At 39.9% G+C, this 21,569-nt stretch carries 24 protein-coding genes; 16 read left to right on the top strand and 8 right to left on the bottom strand.

The genetic code is table 11. The features are described from left to right. Positions 1-277 precede the first annotated feature (277 nt). Positions 278-1,474 (bottom strand): site-2 protease family protein, encoded by a 1,197-nt coding sequence (locus ACIR131C_RS0103430; protein WP_028089073.1) that lies wholly within the window; start codon positions 1,472-1,474, stop codon positions 278-280. A gap of 197 nt (positions 1,475-1,671) precedes the next feature. Beyond that, complete coding sequence (locus ACIR131C_RS0103425) at positions 1,672-1,920, bottom strand: photosystem I reaction center subunit PsaK (RefSeq protein WP_028089072.1); 249 nt, start codon at positions 1,918-1,920, stop codon at positions 1,672-1,674. A gap of 147 nt (positions 1,921-2,067) precedes the next feature. On the opposite strand from ACIR131C_RS0103425, the gene ACIR131C_RS0103420 reads away from it, so the two are divergent. Further along, positions 2,068-2,715 carry a phosphoribosylanthranilate isomerase gene (locus tag ACIR131C_RS0103420; RefSeq protein ID WP_028089071.1) on the top strand — a complete coding sequence of 216 codons (648 nt, stop codon included), beginning with the start codon at positions 2,068-2,070 and terminating at the stop codon, positions 2,713-2,715. 97 nt (positions 2,716-2,812) lie between these two features. On the opposite strand, the gene folE is transcribed toward ACIR131C_RS0103420, so the two are convergent. Then, positions 2,813-3,520 (bottom strand): GTP cyclohydrolase I FolE, encoded by a 708-nt coding sequence (gene folE / locus ACIR131C_RS0103415; RefSeq protein ID WP_028089070.1) that lies wholly within the window; start codon positions 3,518-3,520, stop codon positions 2,813-2,815. A 222-nt stretch (positions 3,521-3,742) separates the two neighbouring features. Here folE and ACIR131C_RS0103405 point away from each other — a divergent pair, with 222 nt between their 5' ends. The 7 genes from ACIR131C_RS0103405 to ACIR131C_RS0103375 all read left to right on the top strand — a co-directional run bounded on the left by ACIR131C_RS0103405 (position 3,743) and on the right by ACIR131C_RS0103375 (position 11,566). Further along, positions 3,743-4,111, top strand: coding sequence for a cupin domain-containing protein (locus ACIR131C_RS0103405; protein WP_028089069.1), 369 nt, complete (start codon positions 3,743-3,745; stop codon positions 4,109-4,111). Between the two features lie 255 nt (positions 4,112-4,366). Continuing rightward, on the top strand, positions 4,367-5,848 hold the full coding sequence (locus ACIR131C_RS0103400) for a Gfo/Idh/MocA family oxidoreductase (RefSeq protein ID WP_028089068.1): 1,482 nt from the start codon (positions 4,367-4,369) through the stop codon (positions 5,846-5,848). Between the two features lie 6 nt (positions 5,849-5,854). Beyond that, on the top strand, positions 5,855-7,258 hold the full coding sequence (locus tag ACIR131C_RS0103395) for an MFS transporter (protein WP_196811716.1): 1,404 nt from the start codon (positions 5,855-5,857) through the stop codon (positions 7,256-7,258). A gap of 25 nt (positions 7,259-7,283) precedes the next feature. After that, the gene (locus ACIR131C_RS0103390) at positions 7,284-7,925 is read left to right on the top strand and encodes a methyltransferase (protein ID WP_028089066.1); all 642 of its coding nucleotides are present in this window, start codon (positions 7,284-7,286) and stop codon (positions 7,923-7,925) included. 19 nt (positions 7,926-7,944) lie between these two features. Continuing rightward, entirely contained in the window at positions 7,945-9,084 is a 1,140-nt protein-coding gene (locus tag ACIR131C_RS0103385) for a sulfotransferase family protein (RefSeq protein WP_028089065.1), read from the top strand. Positions 9,085-9,086: 2 nt separating this feature from the next. Then, entirely contained in the window at positions 9,087-10,244 is a 1,158-nt protein-coding gene (locus ACIR131C_RS0103380; RefSeq protein WP_028089064.1) for a sulfotransferase, read from the top strand. Positions 10,245-10,399: 155 nt separating this feature from the next. Then, entirely contained in the window at positions 10,400-11,566 is a 1,167-nt protein-coding gene (locus tag ACIR131C_RS0103375; RefSeq protein WP_028089063.1) for an RNA-guided endonuclease InsQ/TnpB family protein, read from the top strand. A gap of 121 nt (positions 11,567-11,687) precedes the next feature. Here the strand turns inward: ACIR131C_RS0103375 and ACIR131C_RS0103370 are convergent, their stop codons facing one another. The 4 genes from ACIR131C_RS0103370 to ACIR131C_RS0103355 form a co-directional block, all read right to left on the bottom strand. Continuing rightward, positions 11,688-12,413 (bottom strand): SDR family oxidoreductase, encoded by a 726-nt coding sequence (locus tag ACIR131C_RS0103370; protein ID WP_028089062.1) that lies wholly within the window; start codon positions 12,411-12,413, stop codon positions 11,688-11,690. Between the two features lie 89 nt (positions 12,414-12,502). Continuing rightward, a complete protein-coding gene (locus tag ACIR131C_RS0103365; protein WP_028089061.1) occupies positions 12,503-13,483 on the bottom strand; it encodes an acetyl-CoA carboxylase carboxyltransferase subunit alpha in 981 nt (326 codons plus the stop codon). 152 nt (positions 13,484-13,635) lie between these two features. Continuing rightward, complete coding sequence (locus ACIR131C_RS0103360) at positions 13,636-14,655, bottom strand: long-chain acyl-[acyl-carrier-protein] reductase (RefSeq protein WP_028089060.1); 1,020 nt, start codon at positions 14,653-14,655, stop codon at positions 13,636-13,638. A gap of 94 nt (positions 14,656-14,749) precedes the next feature. Continuing rightward, complete coding sequence (locus ACIR131C_RS0103355) at positions 14,750-15,448, bottom strand: aldehyde oxygenase (deformylating) (RefSeq protein ID WP_028089059.1); 699 nt, start codon at positions 15,446-15,448, stop codon at positions 14,750-14,752. Positions 15,449-15,558: 110 nt separating this feature from the next. On the opposite strand from ACIR131C_RS0103355, the gene ACIR131C_RS0103350 reads away from it, so the two are divergent. The 3 genes from ACIR131C_RS0103350 to ACIR131C_RS0103340 all read left to right on the top strand — a co-directional run bounded on the left by ACIR131C_RS0103350 (position 15,559) and on the right by ACIR131C_RS0103340 (position 16,682). Further along, entirely contained in the window at positions 15,559-15,774 is a 216-nt protein-coding gene (locus tag ACIR131C_RS0103350; RefSeq protein ID WP_028089058.1) for a hypothetical protein, read from the top strand. Positions 15,775-16,070: 296 nt separating this feature from the next. After that, complete coding sequence (locus ACIR131C_RS0103345; RefSeq protein WP_028089057.1) at positions 16,071-16,334, top strand: transporter suffix domain-containing protein; 264 nt, start codon at positions 16,071-16,073, stop codon at positions 16,332-16,334. Between the two features lie 45 nt (positions 16,335-16,379). Beyond that, a complete protein-coding gene (locus tag ACIR131C_RS0103340; protein ID WP_028089056.1) occupies positions 16,380-16,682 on the top strand; it encodes a 4a-hydroxytetrahydrobiopterin dehydratase in 303 nt (100 codons plus the stop codon). A gap of 27 nt (positions 16,683-16,709) precedes the next feature. Here the strand turns inward: ACIR131C_RS0103340 and ACIR131C_RS0103335 are convergent, their stop codons facing one another. Next, positions 16,710-17,723 (bottom strand): hypothetical protein, encoded by a 1,014-nt coding sequence (locus ACIR131C_RS0103335; RefSeq protein ID WP_035371450.1) that lies wholly within the window; start codon positions 17,721-17,723, stop codon positions 16,710-16,712. A 233-nt stretch (positions 17,724-17,956) separates the two neighbouring features. Between ACIR131C_RS0103335 and folD the strand changes: the two genes are divergently transcribed. The 5 genes from folD to ACIR131C_RS0103310 all read left to right on the top strand — a co-directional run bounded on the left by folD (position 17,957) and on the right by ACIR131C_RS0103310 (position 21,504). Next, positions 17,957-18,835 carry a bifunctional methylenetetrahydrofolate dehydrogenase/methenyltetrahydrofolate cyclohydrolase FolD gene (folD, locus tag ACIR131C_RS0103330; RefSeq protein WP_028089054.1) on the top strand — a complete coding sequence of 293 codons (879 nt, stop codon included), beginning with the start codon at positions 17,957-17,959 and terminating at the stop codon, positions 18,833-18,835. 263 nt (positions 18,836-19,098) lie between these two features. Continuing rightward, positions 19,099-20,037: a geranylgeranyl diphosphate synthase CrtE gene (gene crtE, locus ACIR131C_RS0103325; protein ID WP_028089053.1), complete on the top strand. Its 939-nt coding sequence runs from the start codon at positions 19,099-19,101 to the stop codon at positions 20,035-20,037. Positions 20,038-20,122: 85 nt separating this feature from the next. Then, positions 20,123-20,584 (top strand): divergent PAP2 family protein, encoded by a 462-nt coding sequence (locus tag ACIR131C_RS0103320; protein ID WP_028085284.1) that lies wholly within the window; start codon positions 20,123-20,125, stop codon positions 20,582-20,584. Between the two features lie 77 nt (positions 20,585-20,661). Further along, entirely contained in the window at positions 20,662-20,790 is a 129-nt protein-coding gene (locus ACIR131C_RS27065) for a hypothetical protein (protein ID WP_269208799.1), read from the top strand. 102 nt (positions 20,791-20,892) lie between these two features. Beyond that, entirely contained in the window at positions 20,893-21,504 is a 612-nt protein-coding gene (locus ACIR131C_RS0103310; protein ID WP_028089052.1) for a hypothetical protein, read from the top strand. Positions 21,505-21,569: the final 65 nt, after the last annotated feature.

Raw genomic sequence — 21,569 nt, 5'->3', positions numbered from 1 at the left:
TCCATTATTGATGCAAGAACAGCATTTATTAAAGGTATTAAAAAGTAGTAGTTTGTAGTTTGGATTGACACAAATAAACCCAACCATCACGAATAGTTTTCTCTACTAATGGCAGAAAATGACAAAAACGTATATTCAAAAAGTCACTTTATGAAAAGTATGAATATTTCCTTAAAATCATCAAATCCTGGATATCCTAATTCAGACAATTTCCTGATCATTAAAAATGATTCATCTTAAAAATTATCAAATCCTGGATATCCTAATTCAGACAATTTCATTTTTCCACAGATTTAGCTATTACTCCCAATTGTAAACCAGGAGGAAAATTACCCTCTTCTTTAATTCTTTTTATTTCCGATGAAGTAATAGGTAAATTTAATCTTTGTGCTAATGCTTGAACAATGTCCCCCCTATCAATAATTCCAGCTACAGTATCAGCAGGAGAAATAACAGTAATTAACGGTAATTGTTCAGCTTCTAGTTTATTGATTACCTCTGCCAAAGAACTAGATTCCATAACAGTTGGAATTGCTGTTAATGGATGAACAATACTTTGTAAAGTTTGATTTTCCCATTCACTTCGTTCTGTAGTTCGCAAATCATTAATACTAACCAAACCGCGATAACGACCATCAGCAACAGCAAAATAAACCTCTGGTACAGTCGTTTCTAAAAGATATAAATCAGCAAATTCTCGTAAAGTTTGATGAGCATCAACAACCCGAAAATTATGAGTCATACTATCGGCTGCTACTAAATTTAGTAGCGTTTCTTCTAATGTAGTTAAACGGTCATAACTGTTAGCATTGCGAACTACAAACCAGCCAATCAAAATCACCCATAAACCCGTGATAAATTCCCCAGTCAAAAAATCAATAATAAACCCTAAAGCGATCGCACTGTAACCTAAAATCTGTCCAGACCTTGCAGCCCAATGTACTGCTTGAAAACGGTTTCCTGTAATTTTCCATAAAGCAGCTTTTAAAACCTGTCCTCCATCCAAAGGTAAACCAGGAATTAAATTAAATAAAGCCACAACTAAGTTAATTCTCGATAAATCTCCTGTCATTTCATTCAGGAGGTTACTATCAGGAATTACAGTCGCTATTAGACGCAGTAGAAAAAATAGAATAACACTTACTGCAGGACCTGCGATCGCTACTTGAAAAGCTTGGCCTGGAGTTTCTGATTCTTCCTCAATGGCCGCAACTCCCCCAAACAAAAATAAAGTAATAGAATTAACCTTAATTCCCTGGGATTGTGCCACCAAACTATGTCCTAATTCATGCAGCAACACCGAAACAAATAACAGCAGTGCCATGATTAAACCAGCACCCCAACCTGCGACAGTCCCCCATTGTTGGTAAGCTAAACCAAAATTGAGAGTTGTTAACCCCAAAATTAGAAACCATAAGGGGTCTAAAAACAAAGGAATGCCAAATAAAGAACCTATTTGCCAATTTGTTTGCATTATTAGATATTTCCAGAAATTATTTGATAGTCAGAAATGTAGGTATAACTCTAGGATAGACAATTTCCCAAATTTGATCACGAAAAAAAAGCCCCAGATACCCAAATTCTCTAAGAAGTCGAATATCTAGAACCTGCCAAAAAAAGCAACAGGTAAATTAATTACCTATTGCTGCTGACAAAAAATATTAATCCAACTTACAGACTACCAATGTTAGTTAGTCCTAATACAATACCAATACCAATTACATGACCAAAAGCCATTGCCCCAATGAATCCCGGTATACTTACAGGCAATACAGGCATCCCAGGTCCAACTTTAGCAGATTTCAGGGCAAAAGTGAATAAAAGCACAACTGCGCTGCTGGCGCTAATAATGATGCCTACTGTAGGACTCCACACCGGTGTAACAGGAACAGATGTTGCGGCTAATAAGATTGATGACATGAAGGTGTGTTCTCCTCAATGAAAAAATGAATATTACAGAATTATAAAATTACATCGGACAAAGCAAAAGTTTTTAAGTTAAATTAATATACATTTGTGATTATTTGTAACTTTTCACATATTCAGCCTTTGGTTCACTAATGTTAAATGCGTGTTAAAATTTGCGGTATTACTCAACCACAGCAGTCTATAGCTATAGCGTCCTTGGGTGCAACTGCACTAGGATTTATCTGTGTTCCTGATTCTCCTCGTTACGTCACTATAGCTCAGATTCGGACTGCTATTACTCCCATTCCCCAAAATATTGATAAAATCGGCGTTTTTGCCAATACCACTATTTCGGAAATTAGTCAAGTAGTTACTGAGTCTGGTTTGACAGGTGTGCAGTTACATGGAGAGGAAACACCAGAATTTTGCTATCAATTACGTCAATCTCTCCCCCAAGTAGAAATTATCAAAGCTTTCCGAGTCCGCAGTTTAGAGCATCTACAAACCACCGGAAATTATAACGATTATGTAGATACTCTACTACTTGATGCCTACCATCCACAACAACTAGGAGGAACAGGACAAACTTTAGATTGGCATAAGTTAAATCAGGAATTTAGCCCCAGTCTTCCTTGGTTCTTAGCGGGAGGACTCACACCAGACAATATTTTGTCTGCCTTAGCGCAGATTAAACCCAATGGTATTGATTTATCTAGTGGTGTCGAACGCTCACCGGGTGACAAAAATTTAGATCAAGTGGCTTTATTGTTGAAAAGGCTTGCTAATTCGTCAGTTGTCAGTGGTTAGTTGTCAGTGGTTAGTTGTCAGTTGTCAGTGGTAATGGGAAAATTCTTGTTACCCATTACCCATTACCTATTACCCATTACCCATTACCCATTCTTCTCTAAAAGAAGGACGCTTGGTGACGAATCAAGTTGAAAAATTCCTCACGAGTTTTTTGTTCCTCTTGGAATACACCCACCATGGAACTAGTGACTGTCCAAGAACCGGGTTTTTGCACCCCGCGCATAACCATACACATATGACTAGCTTCCATGACCACAGCAACACCTTTGGGTTCGAGAACTGTTTGTAGAGCTTCCGCAATTTGTCGAGTTAGTCTTTCTTGTACTTGTAATCTACGAGAATACATCTCCACAATCCGCGCTAATTTACTTAATCCTACAACCTTTTGATTAGGAATATAGGCAACGTGCGCCCTACCCATAAAAGGCAACATATGATGCTCACACAAGCTAAAGAAGTTAATATCTCTCACTAGTACCATCTCATCATGTCCTTCATCAAATATCGCACCATTGATGAGGTCTTCGAGGGATTCATTGTAGCCACTAGTGAGAAACTTCATAGCTTTAGCTACACGCTTGGGCGTTTTCAGAAGTCCCTCTCTTTCAGGATCTTCCCCTACTCCCACTAGCATTGTCCGTACAGCTGCCATCATTTCATCCATTGTTTCCTCAGCTGGTGGATGTATTTCTGCTGCTTTACCACCATGAGTGTTGCGGTCTGGTCGAACATTGATAGCTTGTGCTAAATCAGGAATGAGAGGCGATTGCGAGGTATTAGAACCATTTGAACCAGCGATAGTCATGATTGAATTTTGGTAATTTGTGATTGGTTTAGTTGTCCTGGACTTTGGACTAAAAAAGCTAGAGAAAAGCCGTCAGCAGTAACACTGACTGGCGTGAAGTCAATGAAAGTAATAAATAGATCATTGACATGATGGTAAAGAGATGGTAGCATAGGTATAGGATAAAGTTATCGTACCTCACGATTGGGGTATGATTGCTATAGCGTCTACAACAAGTTATCTATGTTGATTCAAAAGTTTGATGATTGTCCAGAATTAATCGCAGGAGACGGCACACACTTAAGGGAATTACTTCATCCAAATTATGTGTCCATTACCCTCCGCTACAGCCTAGCTCATGGAATTTTGCCCGTTGGCAAAAGTTCAATTTCCCATGCACTCAAAAGTTCAGAAGTATACTACATTCTGAGTGGGACCGGAGAAATCTACATCAACGAAGAAGTTGAGCCTGTTGAAATGGGTGATACAATATATGTGCCACCCAGCAGTATTCAATACGTGAAAAACTGTGGAACAGAACCTTTAGTTTTTCTGTGTATTGTTGATCCCTATTGGCGTGCAGAGGATGAAACAGTTGATAGTTCTCTGTAGGTTTTAGGTTCTTTAGAAATTGGGTGATATCCCATCACTGTGCGTTGAATAAATTCATTGAAAAAGCTATAGAGATAAGTTGTAATCGGCTTGATCATTTCATGGAATTCGTCCAGATATGAAGCGGGAATTTTGAGCGATAGGACGGCAAGATTCACTTAGAGTTGACTCAGCTTGCAGGCTCTTGTAGAAGACTATAACTCTACTACATCATCTCTTTTTTTGGCTACAGTATTGTAAAAGTTAACGAATAAGATGCCACAAAACATTTTGGTTCTTGGAGGTTCTGGAAAGTGGTCTGCCAAGGTGTATCTTCCGGTTATTTTAGGTGACGATGCTGGTGATGTGAAGCTCGCTGCCATTGCTGATCCCATTGACCCAAGAAAAAGTCCTCATACTCAGAGCTTTACCCCACAGTTTGATCGACATCATACAAAATGGATACCCCTTTCGGGAAATTTGCAAGATGATTTGGCTCAACTTGATCGCTTCATCAATCTCCTGGAAATTCATATCCTGGCAATTGTCGTTCCTCCTTATTTGAATTTTGATTATTTAGATTGGGGCATTTCCCAAGGTCTCGATATTATTTGCGATAAACCTCCCATCGTCTTACCCCACCAATTTGGCACACCCACTGCTGCCCATCAACTTTGGCAAGATTTTAATGATCTGTGCGATCGGGCTAACCAATCTAGCCACCGTTTTTACCCAAGACCTTGCCAGATTTATATGCATTTGCGTAGGCGATCTGAAGACCCATATATTAAAATTTACCAAGGACTTCAAGAAGTTCATAACTTGACGAAACAAGGGTTAACCTACCTACAAATTCACCTCAATAATGGTTGCTATCGCTTTAGTGACGAATATCATCTTCCCGGTGCTCATGGCTATGCTCAAGGTTTGGGAACTTTAAACCATACAGGCTATCACCTCATTGATTTTGCCGCCTATTGCCTGGTTAATGCACCTCCCATTGCCACTTATATTGAGACTAAATTAATTAGTTGCACTTTGGTTGATCATGTGGGTAGCCTCACAACTGATGTCAGTTACGGAAAATTGCTCGGTCGATCTGAATTTAGAAACTCAGAATCTAGCTACAAATCTAATCCAGAACAACTCCAAAAAAAGCGTTGGACTCCTGAAAATGAGACATTTGACCCCTCAAAAATATCGAATGGAGAAGTAGACATTAACCTGGTATTTGCCTGGAAAAATGGGTTGAATACCCAAGCAACTTGTGAGTTTCAACTCTCTTTACATAGTCGAGGATGTACTCGACGTACAACACCACACTATGGACAGGATTGTACTCACGATGAAGGCCGTGTCAGTGATACGGTGGTGATTCTCCAGCAAGGTCCGTTACAAAGTTTCCACCTCTTGCTTTCTGATGATTCCGATGACAATGGTGATCTGCGTCTTGTGAGACGATTGAATCCCAAAGTAGCCCAATTACTCAATCAACCCCCCCGTGTTGTTTATGATTTGGTTTTGCCTCGTGGTGAAAGTACCCTATTTCCCCAGCAGCTTGTGAGAACTTGCTTGGAGGTTTTTGCCAACAAATGGCCTCAAGAGAAACTCGCACCGCTTTCCTTGCAGTCTCAAAAATCAACGCTTGAACTCTATGTGCTTGCTGTGGGATCAGCTTTTGGCAAATACACCTCTTGGTGGGAAAACAGTCAGCTTTGTTGTTTGGACCCTGATAAAATAGGATCTATTATTAAGTGAGCATTTATGATAATTGATTATGTCCCTCTAATTAGCTCAATTAGTTTAGGTACAGTCGGCTTATTTTATGTAATCTGGGTCATGGGCGATCGCACTCCCTTACTTCCAACCCCTGACCCATTGCCAGCAAAAAAGCCAGAAATCTTCACGATTTTAAGCCCCTACCGTTCCCTCATTTTTGCTGGAGTTGGAGGTCTACTCTTTTGGTCTAGTTTTGATTCTTTACTCCCCACGTTGCCGAAGTATATTGAGGATTTGGGTGCAAGAAGATGGCAGGTAGGCATGGTGATGTGTTGCTTTACCATTGGCCTATTTGGACTGAGACCGCAAATGGGATATCTTGCAGATATTCGCAGCCGTAAATTAGTTTTGATGATGGGGGTGAGTATTGTTGCTGTTACCCCTTTGCTTTATATACTGGTGAACTCCATTGGTTTTCTGATGGCAATTCGGGCTTTTCATGGGATTGCGATCGCCGCTTTCAGCACAGCTTATAGTGCTTTAGTCGTCACCCAATCCCCCCCCGAAAGACGGGGGCAGATGATTGGTTACTTAAGTATGGTCAGACCATTAGGAATGTCCATTGGACCTGCCTTGGGAACTTGGATACAAGGGGAAATGGGAAACCAAGCCTTATTTATTTTTGCTGGAGGATTAGGACTACTGGCAATGGGCTGTATTAGCCAAGTTGATGAACCAGAGAAAACGGCAACTGGATACCCTGAGCTTTCAGCTAAATCTAGTCATGAATCGAGTCAGTTCTGGCAACTGGTCGTTAGCCCTCGTTTGAGAATTTCAACCTTGGTTTTTTTCTTGGGAGGTTTAGTTTTTGGCACCTTAAGTATCTTTGTTGCGTTGTTTATGCGAGAGACTGGTATTAGTACCAATGCTGGCTGGTTTTTCACGGCTGCTGGTGTTGCTAATATTGCGGTGCGTGTGTTGTCAAGTCGAGTGTCCGATCGCTATGGACGAGGCATCATGATTACCCTTGGTTTATTGGGCTATGGAGTCTCTGTTTTCATGCTCTCATTAGCCCACAACTCCTCTATTTTTCTGGTTGCAGGCTTCCTAGAAGGGGCAGGGGCAGGGGCTTGGATTCCGGCTATGATTGCTTTAGTAGCTGATCGATCAGGTACCCATGAACGGGGTCGAGTTTACTCAGTTTGCTTGGGAGGCTTAGATTTAGGAACCGCAATTTCTGGACCGGTCATGGGAGTGGTTGCAGATATATGGAGTTACCAAGTTATTTTTAGTTTAACCGCTATAGTTGCCCTGGTAGCTCTTGCTATTTTTATTACCCAAGGCAATAATGGACTTATAAGCTCCCTAAAATTTGCTTTGGGTCAAGAACCGGATTTCTATGCTTTAGAAACTGGTGACAGTTATCCACTAGCCGCCAAAACCTCTTAGGAGAATCTTGATGAATTGCGATCTCATGACAGTGCGCGTTGCACAACTTTTAGAAGCTTATGACAAGCAGCCCTATACAAGTGAGTATGATGGCTTTCAATTAACAATTGGCAAGGGAGTTTTTCCCACGGATGTGTCATTAGCCAGCTTTAAACTCGGACAGATTCTAGGCAACTACCACCCAGAATATGCACTTGATATGGGGTGTGGATGCGGCTATTTAGCCTTAGTGATGAGTCGGAATGGTGTTCCTCATGTCTATGCAGCAGATGTCCACCCGCCTGCTGTTACCTGCACACTGGAAAATGTTCAAAAGAACCCAGAAGTCCCACCAATTAAAGTGCGATTAAGTAATTTATTTGAAAACGTTGAAGAATATCTTAAGTTTGATTTAATTGTATTTAACCACTTTTATCGTCCAGGGGGAACTTCTGTTTTTGGACCGAGTGACGATGGGGGTAAAGCGATATTTCAACGTTTTCTTAATGATGCCAAACTTCGACTGCGTGCAGGAGGTGTCATTTTAGCAACTTTTTTGGATCTGTCTGATCTAGATAATGATCCGAAAACTATTGCCCTGGAAAGCGGATTTAAAGTTAAAACTCTGCTCACAGAAAAGAACCATCAAGATCTAGGAGACCTGTTCATTTATGAGATTAGCCTATAGCTAGTCCTGATCAACGAAAATGAATTACAATTCTGTGCTTTATCGTAAACATTTATTATCCGGTGGGTCGTTTCTCAACTGGCTGAAATTGCTGGTTGTGAATGGCGGTGTCGATCGCCCCTATCTACCCCAAGCCTTGACGGTTTCCCAGCTTAGTTTTTTGACAATTTATTTGAGAATTGTAGAGCAAGTCAGGTTTGGTGGGCAGATTGAAAATTGTGCGATCACACAGCCTCCCATCTTTATCATTGGACATTGGAGAAGCGGCACAACTTACCTGCTCAACTTGATCACTCAGGATCACAATCTAGGCTATGTTTCACGTTTTCAAGCCTTTCGGGGATCTGAGATATTCCTGTCTTATCCTGATCTAGCCAAACGTTGGACTCATGAAGATTTTCGTGGCCAGAGAATTTCAGATAATATCATCATGTCAGCTTATTCTCCGTGCGAAGAAGAGTTTGCCCTGGCGAATAGCTCCGTCTATTCATTTTATCATGGTTTCTATTTTCCCAAAAATATGAAAGAGATTTTTAAAAAATGGGCTTTGTTTGAAACAGTGGATAACTCAGAAAAGGCTGCCTGGAAAAAAGCTTATATGAAGTTAGTGAAAAAAGTAACTTTGGGTGCAGCAGGCAAAAGGTTGGTTCTTAAAAATCCTTTGAATACAGCACGGATACCCGTATTACTAGAGATGTTCCCAGAAGCAAAGTTCATTCATATTTATCGAAATCCTTATAAAATTTATGCCTCAGCCCACCAGCTTTTTCAGAGACTGGTGGCAAGTCTGGGTTTGCAATCTATCAGCGAATCAGAGATTAGCCACAATATTATATTTTTTTATCAGCAGATGATGCAAAAGTTTTTAAATGACAGGCAAATGATTAAGCCAGATAATTTAGTGGAAATCAAGTATGAGGACTTTGTGGGTCATGAATTAGCAGTGCTGCAACACATCTATAACCAATTTGATCTCCCTGGTTTTGAAGACGCGAAAGACAATTTTTCCCAATATCTTCAATCCCAGGAAAGTTATCAAGTTAACCAATATGAGTTACAAGCAGAAACAATTGATACTATAATTGAAGCATGGAAATTTGCTTTTGAAGCATGGCCCTATGATTTACCAGATGATATTAAAGCCATAGGAATTACTTGACTATGAAACTGGACAAACTGACGGGATTAATGCCCAGCCGCTTAATTTGGGATGCTTCACACACTTCAGTCGAATGGCTTGACTTGAGCAATATCACTTTTTCAGAGCCATTTCTGAATCAAACCATCGCCCGTTACCTGAGAGATGAACCCAATCACCGGAGAGTACACACAAATTTAGATGTTTTAGACCATCTTTATCAAGGTCAACCTGGTCTTGAACCCACTGGATTTATTTTCCATACCCAGCGATGTGGTTCAACTTTAATTTCTAAGGCACTGTCTGCCCTGCCTCAAAATATTGTTCTTTCAGAACCTCGGATTATCGCCGAAGTTTTGGGAGGTAATATTTTTGGCTCTCTTGATTTCTTGGCTATACAAGCAGATGAGTTTTGGCCTAGTTCTAGCGATCTCACAAACCATGCGCCAAAGGAGGCATCACGAGATAAAATTAAAGACCTTGATTTTAGATTTGAAGAAACGGTTTTTGCTGAAGCACAAAAAATTACTTGTTTACGACAGATCATTAATGCCCTGGGTCAAAAGCGATTTGGCTGGGAAAAAAATTACTTTATCAAGTTCAGCAGTCAGCATATTTTAGATTTTCCCTTGATTCGGAAAGCGTTTCCCTATACGCCCTGTATTTTTCTTTATCGTGATCCGATGGAAGTCATCGTCTCAATTCTCAAAACAACCTGGGCATTTGATTGGTCAATCAATCGCCACCAACCTTGGATAGTTGCCACTGTCAATTCGCTTTCTACACAAGAGGTGGAAAAACTCAGCTATGAAGAGTATTATTGCATTATTTTAGCAAGTTTTTTTCATGCAGCCTTGGCAATGGCGCATCAACGAATTTTATTATTGAACTATAGTCAATTGCCTGAGGCACTATGGACTTCTATTCCAGATTACTTTCAACTGTCACTCACTCGTAATGAGATAGAAAAGCTGAAAGAATGCACTCAATATTATTCAAAAAGCCCAGAGAAAAAGGCTTTGTTTCACAATGACGGTCATGCTAAAAAACGAGAGGCAACGGAGTTGCTTAACTTGATGGTTGATAAATGGTTAACACAGTTATATCAACGTTTAGAATCTACTACCACAGATATCAGGGTAAACGCATCGCTCGACTCAGGCGGCAGAGCGATGGAGTGACTTGATGCCCTTGTTAACTTGGCAACTATGGTTAGCAAGGGCTAATTAACAGTAACTCAAAAGCTAACAATTAATAACAATTAACTACTTATGCTTCCTATGCAAAGTCACACCTCTATGGTAACAATATTGGAATTTTGTTGTAAAATATCTTCATGCTACTAGGATTCAAGACAGAACTCAAGGTCAACAAGCAACAAAAACTACTACTGGCACAGCACGCAGGAGTAGCTAGACACGCTTGGAATCAAGGTTTAGCATTGTGTCAACAGGTTATTATACATAATAAACTTAATCCTGAAGATAAAATTAAATTTCCTACAGCCATAGATTTACATAAATGGCTAGTAGCATCAGTTAAAAGTCAATGTCAATGGTATTATGAAGTATCTAAATGCGCTCCTCAATACGCATTAAGATATTTATCAGATGCCTTTAAATCTTTTTTCAAGAAAAACAAAGGATTTCCTAAATTCAAGAAAAAAGGTAAACATGATTCTTTTACTTTAGATGGTGCAATTCACATTGAGCAGAAAAAAGTAAAAGTTCCTGTCATTGGTTGGCTAAAAACTTATGAAGTTCTCCCCTTTGGATATCAACCCAAATCAGTCACAATTAGTAAACAAGCTGACAAGTGGTTTGTATCTTGGAAAATAGAAGTAGAAACCAGTCAAACCCCTAAAAAACAAGAGTATGTGGGAGTTGACTTAGGTATAAATCATCTAGCAATATTATCAACAGGAGAAGTATTTGATGGCTTAAAAAGCTATAAAAAGTATGAATCTAAACTGGCAAGAATGCAATATTTAAATCGGCATAAAAAAGTCGGTTATAATAATTATAGAAAAGCCCAAATCAAAATAGCAAGACTACACCAAAAAATAGCTAACATGAGAAAAGATACATTACACAAAATCACTACTTATATCAGCAAAAACCACGCGGTAATAGGGATAGAAGATTTGAATGTGTCTGGAATGTTAGCAAATGGTAAGTTATCAAAAGCTATTGCTGATATGGGCTTTTATGAATTTAGGAGGCAGCTAGAATACAAAACTCAACTATATGGCAGTAAGTTAGTAGTTGTAGATAGATTTTATGCCAGTAGTAAAACTTGCTCCAGTTGTGGAGAAAAAAAATCATCACTGTCATTATCTCAACGAGTGTTTAAATGTGAGAAATGCGGTTTTGAGTGTGATAGAGATGTAAACGCTGCAATTAATGTAAAACAAGAAGCGGTTAGATTAACCGTGTTAGCCTGTGGACTAGATAGTGCCGACACTTCTAGGATGAAGCAGGAAGAAAAAGCCGACTTTTGTTAGCATTAGTTAGCTTTTTTGGGTCGGCGAGATTGGTACCGAAAATTCCCAACGTAAAATCTAAAATCTAAAATCTAAAATTTTTCGGTCATTTGTCATTAGAAATAAATGACGAAATCAGCGATTAGAGAACACCAACATTGGACATAATGGTTAATTCTTCAATTACTGCTTGTTGTGGTAATAAGACAGTGTGGAGAATTGTTTCGGCCACAATTTCTGGAGTTAACATTTGGGAACGGTCAAAGTTAGCTTTAACTGTGGGGGTATCCCAAATTTCTGTGTTTACAAAACTTGGACAAATGGCCATGACGCGAATGCCATTAGCACGTTCTTCTTTTGCAAGGGTTTGGGATAGGGAAAGGAGTCCGGCTTTGCTGACGCAGTATGCTCCCCAACCTGGAAAAGTTTGTTTGGCGGCAACAGAGGCAATATTAATGATTGTGCCTTGGCCTTGTTGGCGCATTCCTGGCAAAATTCCCATCATGCACTGAAATACACCGGTGAGATTGACGTTAATTACTTGCTGCCAGTCTTCTAGAGGTGTGTCGCTCAGGTTTTCTGTATATCCAATACCAGCGTTATTAATGAGAATATCTATGTTACCAAATTCATGGGCGATCGCCTGAATTTTAGCTTTAACTTCGGCAACTTCAGCTAAGTCCACACAGAAAGCTTGGGCTTCAACTCCCAATTCATGCGCTGCTTTGCTTACGAACTCTAAATTATTTTGAGAACGACCAACTAAGGCTATATCTATTCCAGCTTTTGCAAATGCTAAAGCCGTTGCTTTACCAATTCCGCTACTAGCACCAGTAATTAAGGCGCGTCTTTTTTGCTCAAAACTCATGGTATTGTCCAACTTTTTAGCTAAAATCTTTAAGCTGCCATAGGCAATTATAGCATTGCTGTGTTTTTATGCTATGGTTTTGAGTATTTTTAATGAGCAAGTTCTGTAAAAACGCCGATGTTGCGGAATTTATCATAGCGAAGTTGACGGCGTTCGGCAGGGGTGAAGCGGTTCAGTTTATCTAAGTTTTCTACTAAAACTTGTTTCAAATTAGTAGCCGCTGTTAATGGGTCAGAATGTGCGCCACCCAAAGGTTCAGGAATAATTTCATCAATAATTCCCAGCTTTTTGAGATCATGGGAGATGATTTTCAAAGCTACCGCCGCTTGGGGGGATTTACTGGCATCTTTCCACAAAATTGCAGCACAAGCCTCTGGAGTGGCAACTGTATAAACTGAGTGTTCAAACATCAGTAGATGATCGCCTACACCAATACCCAAAGCCCCACCGGATCCACCTTCACCAATCACTGTACAAATAATGGGTACGTCAAAGCAGAACATTTCTCGCAGGTTATAGGCGATCGCTTCTCCTTGTCCCTGGTGTTCGGCTTCTATGCCCGCCCAAGCCCCAGGAGTATCAATAAAGGTCAAAATTGGCATATTAAACTTATTGGCGTGTTCCATGAGCCGCAGAGCCTTACGGTAGCCTCCAGGCGCGGCCATACCAAAGTTTCGGGCAACGTTATCTTTGGTATCCCGACCTTTTTGATGTCCTAACATCATTACTGGTTGTCCAGCCAAACGGCCGACACCACCCACTAAAGCGGGATCATCTCCGCCACAGCGATCGCCATGTAATTCCATCCACTCATCACTGATAGACTGAATATAGTCTAAGGTGCTAGGGCGGCGAGGATGACGAGCTACTTGTAGTCGTTGGGATGGTGTCAGACTACTAAAAATCTCCTCCCGCAACTGCATAGCCCGTGCTTCCAGTTGGCGAATTTGTCCAGAAACATCAACGCCATTCTCTTCAGCTAGTTGGCGAATTTGTTCAATGCGAGTGGCCAATTCTGCTAAAGGCTTTTCAAAATCTAATAGTAGTGGTTTGCGCTCAGTTGTTGCCATATTAAGGTAATAGGGAATAGGGAATAGGGAATAGGGAATAGGGAACAGGGAACAGGGAATAGGGAACAGGGAATAGGGAACAGGGAATAGGAAAACGAGGAGAATATTTATCTTTGCTACTTGCCTCTTGCCTCTTACCTTTTGCCTTTTAACTAAACTACTAATGGTCTAAAACCGTGTTTAATAGACACTCGACCAATTTGCTCCATTTTGTCTACGGTAATCTGATTACGACCCCAAGAAAAGTTTGTATATAACTTCTCAAATTCCAGTAGCATTGATTCGGCAAAACAAGCAAATAATTGGCGGCCTGGTACATCCATATTGACAATTTTCATAATTTTCCAGTCAATATCTAGGGAATGCTCCACAATGCCACCATTTAACACATATACCCCCGGATGTTGGATTTTTGTGCCTAAGTTTTTAGGATAACCACCATCAATTAGTAGACAGGGTTGCTTTAATGTGGTTGGATCAATTTCTACGCCTTTGGGCATACTAGCCACCCAGACGACAATATCCGCTTGGGGTAGTGCCTCCTCTAACCGCATTATTTTACCCCGTCCTAGTTCTGCTTGTAGTTCTTGCAAACGTTCTTGATTTCTAGCAATTAATAGCAATTCTTGGACATCTGTTTTTTTATCTAACCAGCGGGTTACTGCGCTACCAATATCCCCCGTCGCTCCACACACGGCCACAGTTGCTTGGGATAATTCAATTCCTAGTTGTTTAGATGCTGCTTCTACTTGCTTGCAAATAATGTAAGCTGTATGAGTATTGCCTGTAGTAAAGCGTTCAAACTCTAGATTAATATTACGAACTTGTTTAAACTGTTCTAAATTGAAGTTTTCAAAGATAATTGAGGAAAATCCCCCCAAAGCTGTAATATCAATGCCATGCTTTTGTGCATGAGCCATAGCGTTCAGGATTTTGCGTGTTGCAGCTTTAATCCGCCTATTAGCCAGCATTTCCGGCAAAAAACAAGATTCTACATACTTTCCTTCTATTTTCTGCCCGGTAATACTGGTGACAGTGATATGATCAACTATTTGTGGCGGGGCGCTACACCAAAAGTCTAGCCCTTGATCGGCATATTCTGGATATCCCAATTCTTGAGCTACTGATTGAGCGTGTTCTAAACTAGTCAGATGTCCAATTAAACCAAACATGAATTGATATCTTAGGCGTGTGCTGTGGTGCAAAACTTGGGAATTATTCAGCAATCCTTTGGGGTAACGGAATTGTCACCCCTATGGTTAATATTTAAGCAGTTACGAGTCCGTAAGCAGAAAGACGCATGATGTCACGGGTGGTAAAGCCTATGTTACTTAATGCTTCACCATATTGAATCATGAAGTCTTCTACCAGAGCGTCTTTTTCCATTGCTAGAACTTTGGCATCATCTGCTACTTCATTCAGCATTTTCCAGACAATGGGCAGATTTTGACGGTTTGCTTGCTCTAATTCAGCTTTGAATTCTGTAAAGTTTTTTTGCAGCCACACCTCACCAAAGTTAAGATGACTGTATTCTTCTTTGACAACTCCTTCTGTAATTTTCTTGGCAAAGTCGTCAGCCACGGGAATATATATGTTATAGGCTGCGATCGCAAAACATTCAATAATTAAAGATTGAATTAGCAAACAAGTAACTATTTTACCTTCTTTTGCTGCGGTTTGGAAGTTTTTGTGCAATCCTGAGAAAAACTCCTTGGCAAATTCCAGATCTGGAGTTACTTTTAAATTCCTGCCACAGGCTTCAAATCCTTTTTTGTGACGACTTTCCATTTTTGACAGGCGAATTAATTCCTCTGCTTGTGCCGGTAATAGTTGAGATAATGTTATGTAATTTTCGTGAGCTTCTTGTTCCCCTTCAATGACGATAGCATTAATGCGGCTATAAGCATCTCTATATACTTCACTTTGGAAATCAATTTCTTTGACCTGGTCTAAAATCTGCTGCATAGTCTGTATTACTCCGTTAACCCTACTCATTGGATACAAAAACTTAACTTGCCCGATAAAATTGGGGATAATGATCACTGTGATTTAATTTAACTTAACAAGGAACTATAGTGATTAGATTAGTTTTTACTGATGTTTTAGTACCAGAAAAACAAATACATGAAGTCATAACCAATGTCCAAGCTAAATTGGAATCTCAAAAATGCCAATTTTTTAAGCCTGTTAGTGGTGCTAACAGGTGTATTTATCGTTTTCCTGCCGCTAATTGTCATTTTCTCCACATTTCTGGGAGGTTAGGTAACAAAAGCAGCGATTTTCCCCAGTAATTGGACTTTAGCCAATTATCGGGCGCTATGGAAAGAAAGTTTTGACTGGCCTTTACTAATTGTACCTTAGTAGCGATCGCAGTTTAAGTTAATTCGGATTTTATAGCCTTGACTATTTCAACTGCGATGTCAAAATAAGTAATTAAACGCAGATAAACGCAAATATGCGCGGATAAATCTGTATTTCAGCCAAATAGGAATTGACTAATTAGACATCTCCAGATCGGAGTTTTGATAAAAAATAGATTATTCTCTATACTGAGTTAAATATAATTTTATTTAAAAAAACATAAAATATGCAAAATCTAGGTTTAATTTTAATCATTATCTCATTTTCTCCCTGGTTAGCCATCGCTGTCATTGTACCATTTTTACCGATTTCCCTGGCTCAGAAAGCCCTATTAGTACCAGCTTTATTAGTCTTGGCCGAAGTTTTGTTTTGGCCAGGGGTGCTGTTGGTGGGAAAAGAAGTGGTGCGAGGGTATAGCCGTTATTTCAGTTTTCGCTATTTGCGAATATTACTCAAAAGATGGAAGCACAAAAATCGCCAAAGATGGTAATTAGATAGAATAGCGATTGATAAAATCCCTGTGTAGGTTAGGAAAATGGCAGCACGAAAATTGAACGAAACTGAACTAACACTAGCTCTCAAGAGTTTACCAGGATGGCAAATCAAAGATGGCAAATTGTACAAAGAATATAAATTTAACTCTTTTGCAACTGCCTTAGGTTGGATGGTTAGTGTCGGTATTTATGCGGAAAAAATGGGACATCACCCGGAATGGTTTAATGTTTACAACACTGTTATAGTTGATCTTACTACCCACGATATTGGTAATGCTATCAGTAATTTAGATGTTGAACTTGCTAAAAAAATGGATGAATTAGCAGCACCGCTGTTACCTTAAATAAGGAGAAATTGGTAACACCCGCAGCTAATTTGTTTCCTGAATTTGTAATCTAATTGTATGTTCTATTGCGCCACTTAATTGCAATTCCATCATTTCACCACCAAGGGGTTCTATACAAGTGAGGAGCGATCGCAGGTTAGGTGTACTTGCACCCGTATCTACGTACAATCTATCAGCTAAATTGCCAATTTTTTTCCAAGTCATATACAACTTGGCAATGTTTTGTTCAATTTGAGACGCTTGATTTACCAAGTCAGCAGCGATACTTAAACAACCGACTCTTTGGGCTTCTTCTAATGCGGTTTCAATATCTACATCTTCCGCTATTAACGCTTGTACCTGAGCAGCAGATTTGAGATATTTAGCTAATTGACGGGCTTCTGAAGTCGCTTGTTTAACAGTATCAACGTCAGGATTGGCGGCTATATCCCGTTGTAATGCCTTTTGGTGCAATTCGGGCAGTTTTTCCATTTCCTTGACTAGAGGGGCAATGTAACGCGGTGGGAGGCTGTTATCTGCGGCTTTTTCTCTCACCTCTTCTGGTAATAAATCTGATGTCATGGCAGTCCATTCGTCAGTAAGTTGACGGACTTCTCTCCGGGTAATGCGATCGCCTTTTTGCGCGGCTTCACTAACCATCTGTTGTACTTCTGGTACAGCTTTGGCCGTTTCCACAAAGGCCCGTTTACTAAAGTTATTAACTGTGTCTGGGTCGAGTTTGCCATCGGAAATCAGGGTATCAGCACTATTAGCTAATTGAATCCAACTGTAAGCCTGGGTTTTACTGATTTCCCGTTCTTTGAGCCATTTAAGAAAACCAGTACCGCGCCCATCTCCGCCTTTTTTTTCTCTGTCACGGATAGAACGTAAAATCCGGCCTCGCCAAATTTCTGTTTGCAAGTCAAAACGATCGCATACTTGCCATGCTACATCTAGTTGTTGTAAAAAGTCAGACTCAGGAATTTCCTCATCTTCTGGATCAGGTAGTTGAAAATCTAAATCTGCTGGCTGTTGCAGTGCAGCAGCTATGTCATTCATGGAGTCGGTATCTTGCACGATGGGTAAGTAGTTGGTGTATGCGATTTGTGCTTATATTCACATAACCTCCTATTGATTATTCTGGAAATTGGTGAATAAAGCAAGTTAGTATTTTACTGCAAAAAATTAAATTTTAGGGGACTGGGAAAATGAGAAAATGAATAAACAAAAGATCAGGATACAGACGAAAGATCAAAATCAAAACCTGTTACCTGTTTAGAGTTCCCTTCTTTATGAACAGACAAACAGCCAAAATCCTCGACGGTAAGGCATTAGCCGACAAAATTCAACAAGAACTGCGCCAGACTATTACCATAGCACAAGGCAAAATTGGCCGATGGCCTGGTTTGGCTGTACTCATGGTTGGTGATAACCCAGCTTCAGCCGCTTATGTCCGCAATAAAGAAAAATCCTGTGCTAAAGTTGGAATTACATCTTTCGGTAAACATTTCCCCACCCAAACCAGTCAAACTGAACTAGAGGAAGTGATTGCTGAACTTAACGAAGATGAAAGGGTAGATGGAATTTTGGTACAATTGCCCCTACCCAATCATTTAGATGCTGTTAGTCTACTACATCGAATTGCACCAGACAAAGACGCTGATGGATTACATCCGGTCAACTTAGGTAAACTTGTACGCGGTGAAATAGGTTTACGCAGTTGTACTCCCGCTGGTGTGATGCGGTTATTAGCGGAATACAAAATTCCTTTACAGGGTAAAAATGCAGTAGTGGTAGGGCGTAGTATTTTAGTAGGGAAACCGATGGCCTTGATGTTATTGGAGGCTAATGCTACAGTCACAATTGCTCATTCAAAATCTCAGAATTTACCGGATATTACCCAAAATGCTGATATTCTTATTGCAGCCACAGGTATTCCGGGAATGATTACCGCTGAGATGGTCAAACCGGGTGCGGTTGTGGTAGATGTAGGAATAAATCGAGTTACAGATAACAGTGGCAAAAGTCGTTTGGTTGGTGATATTCAGTTTGAAGCGATCGCTAATGTGGCAGAATATATTACCCCTGTTCCCGGTGGTATCGGTCCAATGACAGTTGCTATGTTATTACAGAACACTGTCTCTAGCTATTTACAAACAACAGGCAACTGATAAATAATTTTTATGAATGCAGGAGGATTAAAAATTTTGGACTGTGGATTTTAGATTTATTCCCCAAATGAATTTAGGGGCTTCAAACTCCTTGAGATTTTCAACTTGGAATCTCCAAGCCAAAATTTAAAATCTAAAATCTAAAATTCGGTGAGTGTTTCCGTCCCCAACCCCCGTAAAATTGTTATTGGGTTTGAATAACAAAAATATACAGATCGCAAACAACAGCCCCATATTTTGAACAGTGAAGAGGAATACAAAGCATGGTAGCAACGGATGAAAAATTGACAACCCCAAAAAAATCAGAGTCGGCTAGTTTTAACCTCGCTACCTATCTCAAAGAACGACAACAGCTTTGCGAACAGGCTTTGGATAATTCCATTACCGTCGTTTATCCAGAAAAGATTTATGAAGCCATGCGCTACTCCCTCTTAGCTGGAGGTAAACGAGTTCGTCCCATTCTCTGTCTAGCTACCGCCGACATGATTGGTGGTACTATAGAAATGTCCATGGCCACAGCTTGTGCAGTAGAAATGATTCATACCATGTCACTGATTCATGATGATTTACCCGCTATGGATAATGATGATTATCGTCGTGGTAAATTGACCAATCATAAGGTCTATGGTGAAGATGTGGCTATTTTAGCAGGAGATGGTTTATTGGCCTTAGCTTTTGAGTATGTGGCCGCCCAAACTCCTGAAAATGTACCCAAGGATAGGGTTTTACAAGTAATTATTCGTCTAGCTAAGGCCTTAGGTGCGGCTGGTTTAGTCGGTGGCCAGGTAGTAGATTTAGAATCGGAAGGTAAATCAGATATTTCCCTAGAAACTCTGAATTTTATTCATAATCACAAAACCGCAGCCCTGTTAGAAGCTTCCGTAGTTTGTGGAGGAATTATTGCTGGTGCATCTGCTCAAGATGTGCAAAAATTAACTCGTTATTCTCAAAATATTGGTCTCGCTTTCCAAATCATTGATGATATTCTAGATATTACTGCTACCCAAGAACAGTTAGGTAAAACCGCTGGTAAGGATCTGGCAGCTAAAAAAGTTACCTATCCTAGTTTGTGGGGAATTGAAGAATCTCGCGCTAAAGCTCAACAACTAGTTGCTGAAGCTTGTGCCGAATTAGAATTTTATGGTGAAAAAGCTATTCCTCTCCAAGCGCTCGCTCATTTTATCACCAGCCGCAATCACTAACCTCTATTTTGGATTTTGGCGGCTTGTATCCTCATTTTTCCTCCACACAACCACTACTCACACTTACTAACCTCACCAAAATACCATGCAGGACATAGGCATAGGCGAAATTATTAATAACCGGGTACTGTTGGTTGCGCTTGTAGCTTGTTTTGTGGCTCAAGGATTAAAGCTGATCGTTGAGTTAGTCAAACACCAAAAATTAGACGTGCGTGTCCTAGTCACGACTGGGGGTATGCCTAGCGCCCATTCAGCCCTAGTGACAGCCCTAGCAGACGGTGTAGGACAAACTTTAGGTTGGGCATCTCCAGAATTTGCTCTAGCTGCGGTTTTTGCTATTATTGTTATGTATGATGCTGCTGGTGTCCGTCAAGCTGCCGGTAAGCAAGCCCGGATACTTAATCAAATGATTGATGAATTATTTCATGAAAAACCGGACTTTTTCCAAGACCGTCTCAAGGAGTTATTGGGACATACACCGGTTCAAGTTATTGCTGGTTCGGTTCTGGGTGTAACTATTTCTTGGTTAGCTAGGGCAGCCTATTAGTCATTGGTAATTGCCCGGATTTCCCAGATGATCAACGTATTACAAATGGTGTTGGTTATGCTTTGTGATACAATAGTATGGCAAGTAGATACGCAGCAGATATGACAACCATACTTAGAGAAAAAGTATTAGTCCTTCTGCGTCAGGCGTTGAATAACCTAAACGCTGATTTTCGTGACGCACAATGGGAAGCTATAAGTAGGTGAACGGAAAAAAAACGACATCAGTAACGAAAAGTAAAGTTGCCCAAAACCTTTTCCCTGTTCCCTGTTCCCTGGTCATAAGGATTTAAGGATTGACACAATTTTATGGCATTTAGCAATTATAAAAGTATTAGTTCAGTCATTAAAAAATTTCAAATCAAGTATGTGCAATCTAATTTTATGTTGGAAGTAGAATTTCCGGCCAAGGAATCTTTTAAGGAGGAATTAGACTTGCTATTTACAGATGGAGTTATTGATAACTCCGAAGATGCTATTTGTGAAAATCTCATTTATCCAGTATTGAAAGAAGTATGGAAACCTTACCGAAGTAAATTAACTCTTTGGAGTCATGAAGCATTAGCTTATGATGAGGATTTATCAGGTATTCCTGATTATACTGTGGCACAGCGAAACTCTTTAAGTACAATTGTTTTTGATAAACCTTATTTTTTGATAGTTGAAGCTAAACAAGACAAATTTGAAGAAGGTTGGAGTCAGTGTTTAGCTGAAATGATCGCAGTTCAGAGAATTAATGATGATTTTGTTACTGATATTTTTGGAATTGTTTCTAACGGGAAAATATGGCAATTTGGAAAGTTGGTTGGTGATGTATTTACTCGAAATAAAAATCTGTATATGATTCAAGATTTAGATAAATTATTTGCTGCGGTGAATTATATTTTCCAACAATGTGAATTAAAAATCCAAAAACATTGATTATATTATACGAAATACCCCGAATTTCTCACCAAAGCATGGTGTTGGTTATCCTTTGTGATACA

Source organism: Dolichospermum circinale AWQC131C, from assembly GCF_000426905.1.
Taxonomy (GTDB): domain Bacteria; phylum Cyanobacteriota; class Cyanobacteriia; order Cyanobacteriales; family Nostocaceae; genus Dolichospermum; species Dolichospermum circinale.
Note: the sequence above shows the minus strand (reverse complement) of the source record. Positions and strands in the feature narration are given on the sequence as shown.